The sequence below is a fragment of the Frigoribacterium sp. CG_9.8 genome, assembly GCF_015751965.1.
Taxonomy (GTDB): Bacteria; Actinomycetota; Actinomycetes; order Actinomycetales; family Microbacteriaceae; genus Lacisediminihabitans.
On record NZ_JADOVH010000005.1, the window covers coordinates 235,887 to 243,573 of the forward strand.

Annotated in this window: 7 protein-coding genes and 1 tRNA gene; 4 read left to right on the forward strand and 4 right to left on the reverse strand. The window is 60.5% G+C overall.

Annotated features, from left to right (window positions below):
- Positions 1-35: 35 nt before the first annotated feature.
- The 3 genes from serS to IWX88_RS11950 all read left to right on the forward strand — a co-directional run bounded on the left by serS (position 36) and on the right by IWX88_RS11950 (position 2,588).
- Positions 36-1,301: a serine--tRNA ligase gene (gene serS, locus IWX88_RS11940; RefSeq protein WP_196830584.1), complete on the forward strand. Its 1,266-nt coding sequence runs from the start codon at positions 36-38 to the stop codon at positions 1,299-1,301.
- The gene (locus IWX88_RS11945; protein WP_370568341.1) at positions 1,298-2,098 is read left to right on the forward strand and encodes an HAD family hydrolase; all 801 of its coding nucleotides are present in this window, start codon (positions 1,298-1,300) and stop codon (positions 2,096-2,098) included. The genes serS and IWX88_RS11945 overlap by 4 nt, the downstream gene beginning before the upstream one ends.
- Positions 2,099-2,503: 405 nt before the next feature.
- Positions 2,504-2,588 (forward strand) — tRNA-Ser (locus IWX88_RS11950).
- 264 nt (positions 2,589-2,852) lie between these two features.
- Here the strand turns inward: IWX88_RS11950 and IWX88_RS11955 are convergent.
- The 4 genes from IWX88_RS11955 to IWX88_RS11970 all read right to left on the reverse strand — a co-directional run bounded on the left by IWX88_RS11955 (position 2,853) and on the right by IWX88_RS11970 (position 6,619).
- On the reverse strand, positions 2,853-3,914 hold the full coding sequence (locus tag IWX88_RS11955) for an alkene reductase (RefSeq protein ID WP_196830586.1): 1,062 nt from the start codon (positions 3,912-3,914) through the stop codon (positions 2,853-2,855).
- 233 nt (positions 3,915-4,147) lie between these two features.
- On the reverse strand, positions 4,148-4,363 hold the full coding sequence (locus tag IWX88_RS11960; protein WP_196830588.1) for a hypothetical protein: 216 nt from the start codon (positions 4,361-4,363) through the stop codon (positions 4,148-4,150).
- Positions 4,364-5,174: 811 nt separating this feature from the next.
- Complete coding sequence (locus IWX88_RS11965; RefSeq protein WP_196830590.1) at positions 5,175-5,921, reverse strand: VIT family protein; 747 nt, start codon at positions 5,919-5,921, stop codon at positions 5,175-5,177.
- 275 nt (positions 5,922-6,196) lie between these two features.
- Entirely contained in the window at positions 6,197-6,619 is a 423-nt protein-coding gene (locus tag IWX88_RS11970; RefSeq protein ID WP_196830592.1) for a hypothetical protein, read from the reverse strand.
- A gap of 486 nt (positions 6,620-7,105) precedes the next feature.
- On the opposite strand from IWX88_RS11970, the gene IWX88_RS11975 reads away from it, so the two are divergent.
- Complete coding sequence (locus tag IWX88_RS11975) at positions 7,106-7,444, forward strand: alpha/beta fold hydrolase (protein WP_196830593.1); 339 nt, start codon at positions 7,106-7,108, stop codon at positions 7,442-7,444.
- The last annotated feature ends 243 nt before the right edge of the window (positions 7,445-7,687 follow it).

The following is a 7,687-nucleotide window of genomic DNA, read 5'->3' on the forward strand; positions in this document are numbered from 1 at the left end:
ATCTAACGTACGGCATCGCTGAATAGACTGGACGGGTGATTGATCCGCAGCTCCTCCGTGACAATCCCGAGGTTTTCAAGGCATCGCAGCGGGCGCGGGGTGAGTCCGACGGACTCGTCGATGTTGCTGTCGAAGCCGATGTGAAGCGCCGGTCCGCCATCTCCGAGTCGGAGAGCCTGCGGTCGACCCAGAAGGCCCTCGGCAAGCAGGTCGCCCAGGCGAGCGGGGAAGAGAAGACCCGGCTGCTCGGTGAAGCCCAGGGGCTCGCCACCCGCGTCAAGGAGCTCGCCCAGGTCTCCGCGGATGCCGAGGCGGAATTCACCCGCTCGGTGCGAGGAATCGCCAACCCCATCATCGACGGTGTTCCATCCGGCGGCGAAGAGAACTTCGTTACTCTGCGTGAGGTCGGCGAGAAGCCGGCGTTCGATTTTGAGCCACGGGATCACCTCGAACTCGGCGAGAAGCTTCGTGCCATCGACATGACCCGCGGGGCAAAGGTCTCGGGCAGCCGCTTCTACTTTCTGCGCGGCATCGGAGCGCGCCTCGAGATCGCTCTGATGAACCTGGCCCTCGACACGGCGCTCGCCGAAGGCTTCGAACCGCTCATCACCCCCACTCTCGTGCGCCCGGAGATCATGGATGGCACCGGATTCCTCGGTGCTCACTCCGACGAGATCTACTACCTCCCCGCCGATGACCTCTACCTCACCGGCACGAGCGAGGTGGCGCTCGCCGGGTTCCACTCCGACGAGATCCTCGATCTCTCCGCCGGTCCCGCCCGCTACGCCGGGTGGTCCACCTGTTACCGCCGAGAGGCCGGTTCGGGCGGACGCGACACCCGTGGCATCCTGCGCGTTCACCAGTTCAACAAGCTCGAAATGTTCAGCTACGTGCTTCCGGAGAATGCCGAGGCCGAGCACGACCGGCTCGTCGCGCTACAGGAATCCATGCTGCAGGCCTGCGGTCTCAGCTACCGCGTGATCGATGTCGCCGCCGGGGATCTCGGATCCAGCGCCGCACGCAAGTTCGACATCGAAGCCTGGGTGCCCACCCAGGGCGAGTACCGCGAGCTCACGTCCACGAGCAACTGCACCACCTTCCAGGCCCGGCGCCTCGACATCCGCTACCGGCTCGAATCGGGCAAGACCACGCCGGTCGCGACGCTGAACGGCACGCTGGCGACCACACGCTGGCTGGTCGCGATTCTCGAAACGCACCAGCAGGCGGATGGCTCGGTGCGGGTGCCGCTCGCCCTGCAGCCCTACCTCGGCGGCCTCGAACTGATGGAGCCGGTCGCGTGATCGATCCCTGGCTGGTCGCACTCGACATCGACGGCACACTGATGCCGGAGGACGGCGTCATCTCTGCTGACGTGATCGCCGCAGTGCAGCGCGTGCGCGACGACGGGCACGAAGTGATGCTGGCTACCGGACGGTCGGTGTCGATGACCCTGTCTGTGCTCGAGAAATTTCAGCTGACACCGCGATACGTCGTCTGCTCCAATGGCGCGATCACCCTGGGACGCGATGTCGATGCCCCGAGCGGCTATTCCCGCGTCGCGGTTGATGCGTTCGATCCGTCGGAGGTGCTCGCGACGATTCGGGAGACCCTCGGAGATGTCAGCTATGCGGTGGAAGACGAAGAGGGCTTCTACCGTTACACCGGGTCTTTCCCTGAGTCGGCGCTCGGCATTTCGAGTGAGCAGGTGCCGTTCGAGGAGCTCGGTGCGCATCTGGCGACCCGGGTGGTGGTGATCTCGCCGGAGCATCAGATCGAGGAGTTCCTCACCATCGTCGAGAAGATGGGCCTGCACAAGGTCACCTACAACGTCGGCTGGACAGCGTGGCTCGACATTGCTCCGGATGGCGTCAACAAGGCGACCGCCCTCGAGCGGGTGCGCGAGTGGCTCGACATCCCCCGCTCGCGGGTGATCGCGGTGGGCGACGGACGCAACGATATCGACATGCTGCGCTGGGCATCCGTCGAGGGGCGTGGCGTCGCGATGGGCCAGGCTCCGGATGAGGTGCTCGCGGTGGCGAACGAGGTAACGCTCTCCGATCTCGATGACGGCATCGCGGAGCTGTTCCGCACATTCTGAGGGTCTGGCATCCTGCGGTCGTGGCTGTGCCGTTGTCTCGTCACGCCCCCGTCGCGTTTCATTCCGTCCGGGCTTGCGCAACTCCTGCACTTTTTGGGCGGCCGACGGGATTCTGCTGAGAACAGGCGGTGGCGGGTACTCGGCCGGAAAACTGCAGGAGTTATGCAGGTGCCCCCCGCCGGTCAATCGCCACAGCGACTCCGTGATCGGCCGGGAAGCGCGCGCTCATCCCCATTCGACTTGGTAGACGTTGTGACTTCACCTGCCCGCCAAGTCGCAAGTGCTACCAACTCGATTGGCTGGACAGTGCCGGAGGATGCTGGACGGTGCCGGAGGATGACAGACGTCACCGACGACTCTGTCGAACGGTGCTTCCGATCCCGTCGGCTAAACTCATTCTGTTCTGGAGGGCTGTCCGAGCGGCCGATGGAGCCAGTCTTGAAAACTGGTGGGCAGAAATGTCTCTAGGGTTCGAATCCCTAGCCCTCCGCACAAGTAAAGCCCCTTAAATCCCCGTACTCATAGGGATTTAAGGGGCTTTACTGGGTCCTCGATGACCTGTTTGCCCACATTTGTTTTCGCTAGCCCCTCATCCAAACGCCCTGCAACGTCGTCCAGATCGTCATCGAACAGGTCCGAGTCCTGGGGTCTTGACTTTTTCTCGAGACAATGCAGACGCTGGTCAGCATTCGCTATCACGTGTCGGTTGTCAGCTGTGATTTTGGGCTGATAATTTTTCTTCTTATTCCTGCGGTTAGTCGTTCAATGTGGGGTAGTCGGTGTAGCCGGCCCGACCCCCGCCGTAAAAGGTGCTCGGGTCCGGCTCGTTCAGCGGTGCGTTGTCGCGTAGGCGCTCGATCAAGTCCGGGTTCGCCAGGGCCCAACGTCCGACCGGGACGATATCGGCTGTTCCTGTCTCAACATCATTGCTGAGAGTGTCGAGGTCCCGACCGGGACGGTGAACAAGCAAGGCGCTACTCCATGTGTGTCGAATATGGCGCAGCAGTTCTTCGTCCCCGATCTGTACAAGATGCAGGTATGCAAGGCCCAGGGGTTCAAGCGTGGCGACAAGGTGGTGGTATTGCTCCGCGACACCGTTGCCTTCGTCGATGCCGCCGGTGGCCTGCCCGGGGGAGAGTCGAATACCGACGCGGTCAGAGCCGATCTCATCGGCCACGGCAGTCGCGACCTCGATGACGAAACGTGACCGATTTTTGGTGGAGCCACCGTACTTGTCGCTTCGGTGATTGGCGTTTGGCGACAGGAACTGGTGCAGCAGATACCCATTGGCACCGTGCAGCTCGATGCCATCCGCACCGGCCTCGATGGCTTGTCTGGCCGCATGCCGAAAATCGGCGATGGTCTTCACGATGTCATCGTTGGTCATTTCGCGCGGCTGGGGTGACGCCTGCATTCCAGCGGACGTTAATATTTCGGTTCCTGGGGTGATTGCTGATGGGGCCAGGGCCTGCCGGTGGTGCGGGGTGTTGTCGGGGTGGGAGGTTCGGCCGACGTGCATCAACTGCAGAAAAATGTGAGCTCCGGCTGCATGCACGGCGTCGGTCACCTGGCGCCATGCAGCCACATGCTCGGGTCGGTAGATGCCCGGGGTCAACAGGTAACCCTGTCCGTCGCCGGAGGGCTGAACACTTTCGGTAATCAGTAAGCCCATCGAGGCTCGCTGTGTGTAGTACTGAGCCATGAGGGATGTGGGGCTTCCGTCGGGTAACGCGCGACTTCGCGTCATCGGTGCCATGGCAAGACGGTGCGGCAATGTGATTCGGCCAACAGAGACTTCGTCCCAAAGAGTGGGCACGGGTAGTCCTTTCGATGGGGGAGTAAGAAAAAGTGGGACCAACAATGCGGTCGTAAAACGAAAGGGGGCATACAGACTGGCCGGGTCACCAATGACACCCAGTAAGTATCAACGGCACCTTCAACAACAGCGACGGTTGCGGTTCCCTCAACCAGCTTTTAGTTCCATGGCCGAGCGGGTGAAAATTGGCAAAGATCGCGGGTCGAGTTCGACCCAGTGCCCCTCTGTTACAACTATTGGCCGTCCAGATCGGTTGGGCCATCTTCCGAATTGGGTGCGTGTTCCGCGTACTCGGGAGTCGCTTCGAGGGGTTCTGACCCTTCGGGTCCGGCGTAATGACCGGTCGGCTTTACCGGTTCGCCTCCGACCGCGTCGTTGGTGAGAAGTTCCTTTGGATCGAACGGGTCGTCGGGGTACTCGAATCCTGAGATATTCTTATCTGCGTTCATCTATTCCATTGTAGTCGACGTTATGACATCAGTTTTGAAAGGGGAGTATTGCAATCGCAGGGCTGTGCTCCCAGGCCACGACGCGAACTTGTGGACCGGTTGTCCCGCGAAGTCGGACCTCGGCATTGCACTGGATGGCCTTTTTCCGGGCGGAGGACACCGACCCGAGAGGCTGCTTGGGAGCACCTGTTACCACCGGGGATACCGTGAACGCAGACGCGAAAACCGATCCGGATCCGGATCCGGATCCGGATCTGAGCCTCGTTGTCATGCTTCGATTTTGTGAAGATTCACAGAACTGGCGGTAAGGAACGGGGTGATATCGATCGACTGAGTGTCTCCCAGGTCGACGTCGCCCGGGTCGACAGGTCGTCTGGTGCCTTCGGTCGCTGGCTGCGGTGCGGAAGAACTAATCATCATCTGGCTCTCGTAAACGTCGGGGGACGGTTGTCATCGCCGAGATCTAGAGCAAGTGGCTTTCACGCTACACCAGAGAGAACCCGATTCTGATTTTGATTTTGATTTTGATTTTGAGCGTGAGCGTTTGGGCCAAACCGAACAAGAGTTGACCTTATTTGGTTGTCGGCTGAGGGTTGGATGCCTGTTCGGCAATTTATTGCTGATGTAACGGGACTGAACCAGCACCAACTCCAGGGGATGTCTGCAGATCACCTGTGGCCCTGTTTTCAGTTGTCACCGACACGGCCATGACATCAGCCGAATTGCAACGGACAGCCATTGGTCTTGCCAGCTCGGCGCACGAGAATATTCGGTTATTGTCCCAGCAGCGGATCTACCCGAATGGTTTCGTCTACCCGATTCCTTGCGTGTGCAGCAGGGTGCCGATTCCGTAGGTTGCCGCCAAAGCGAGGGTGCCTCCGATGAGGGTGCGGATGGTGGCGCGACCTCGGGGGGCGTCACCAAGATATGCGCCGAGGGATCCCGTGATGGCCAACGCAACCAGAACAACGGCGAAGGTCAGCGGAACACGGACAGGCTGAGGTGGCAGAAGGATCGCAATCAACGGAAGGACACCCCCGATGACGAAGGAGACCGCTGAGGCGAATGCAGCATTCCAGGGGCTGACTACGTCGTTTTCGTCGATGTCCAGTTCCACGGAAAGGTGCGCTTTGAGGGCGTTGTTGTGGGTAAGTTCTTGGGCAACTTGGCGGGCGGTAGCTGTGCTGAGCCCTTTCGTTTGATACAGTCCCGCAAGTTCACGCAACTCTTCCTCCGGAGAGTTATCGAGTTCGCGTCGTTCTTTAGCGATGAGGGCCCGTTGGCTATCGCGTTGACTACTGACAGAGACGTACTCACCCAATGCCATGGACACCATGCCCCCGACGAGAGCTGCCAGGCCGGCCGTCAGGATGGGCCCGGATGCTGACGTGGCCCCGGCCACACCGACAGCAATTGCGGCGACGGACACGATGCCGTCGTTCGCCCCGAGGACTCCCGCTCGAAGCCAGTTCAACCGCTGGGCAGGGTTGGGATTGTTGTGCGGTTCGTTAGGGTGCTGCCCCGGCGGATTCGGTTCGGAGCCGTGTTCTTCACTCATAATCCCAGCCAACCAGCACGGCGTCCCATAATCTAGGGGTGATATTCGCCCGCCCGATCGTGTATCCGTGAAACCCCGGGAGGCTCCCGCGCCCGCCCACCCGGGTTGAACGTTTCGTGAATGCTGGTGTGTTGAAGCGGCCACGCTGGCGAAAGCGAGCGTTACACCCACCATCATCTGTCGGTGCAGTGATTCGGTCGCACGCCGGATGCTTCGCTGGTCTGGAGAAGGGCAAGTCCTCCCCGCAGGCCTTTCAGCCCCCGAATGTGCTGTTTTTACTTGCGTTCTGCGGTGGTGTTTTCCATCCGGCGGAGGGCGGCGGAGCGGACCGAGAGCACGATCGCAAGTCCGTAGATCACGAACGCTAAAACGACATGGTAGGGAGTGACCCAGTTCAGTCCGAGGGTGGAGATCATGTGTCCGGTGAGCCATTGGGCCACGGTTGCGAGGAAGAGAATCCCGGTGAGAGGCACAAGTCCGGTAATCCCTCGCAGCCCGCGGACAGCGATCGCGGTCGAGGCGAGAGCGGACACCATTGTCGGGTAGGCGAGGAGCCCGTGAATGGTGGTCCAAATTTCTTTGCCGCTGCCGGGGATACCGTTTGTGATGAAGTTCCCCGCGGTCACGGATTGCAGAAAAATGAATAGCACCGTGAACCCGATGAAGATCGCATAGGCCCGGCGGGTACCAGGGCTCACTATTGGACTAGCAAGTGCGGGGGGACTGGTGGTGCCTGCGTTGGCTGCGGTCATGGGGTGGCTTTCGAGATAGGTGGTATCCGGATCGCTGCAAACACAGCATCGATATCGCGCCTCGTCGCACGAGCCCGACAGTACCGGAACCACATGTCCGGATGAGCATGAGGCGCACAGGGAAGGAAAAAAGCCACTACCGCTTGGTGGTTTTCAGTGATCCCAACTGGGGAAGTATCACTGCCCTCCGTATCGGTGCTTTGGACGCTTCACTCATCTCGCTTCAAGCATCGTGCGAAGCCAGCACCAGTGACGTGTCAAACGGTTTACTCGGCGCCCCTTCTGGTGGCGATATTCGCTTCGATGGACCCACGCGCAGTCTGCGCTTGAGTCAATCCTCTTCGGCAATGCGACCCTACGACCGAAACCGGTTCGCGGTCTGACGGCTGGTCGGGGCACCGCCGACTGCCGGTAAGAAATGGATTGCACATCGTGACTGAGGTCACCGCGCATCACTCTTCAAGAACACCACCTGCCGTCTCTGGCATTGGCTATCGCGTCATCGCTTATGACCGCCGTGGATTCGGCTACAGCGAAAAGCACCACACCGGGTACAGCTTCGACACTCTCACCGAAAACCTTCAGACGCTCTTTATCAAACTCGAGCTGAGCGACGTGATCCTTGTCGGCTTCTCGCTGGGAGGCGGAGAAGTGGCCCGCTTCTTCAGCAAATACGGCACCGAACGAGTGCACTTGGTGGTTTTCGACTCCGCGGTGTCGGACGTCCTGAACACACCTGACAACCCGGACGGGCCTGTCTCAACTGATTAGGCAGCGAATATGACACGCGGCGCTGATCCGCGGAGAAGGAAGCGTTTTATGACGACTTCACGACCCATTACCTCGCATCACCCATGCCTGCCACAGGACAGCAGACGGGAGCAGCTAACCGAGCCAGGTTCAATCGCTGAACTTACTTCAGTGGGATCCAGTGGCATCCAGTGGGCTCCAGTGCGCTCCGGTAGTGGGTCTACTTGACCGCACCCGCGGGGCGCGCGTAGGTTGAAGGTGTTG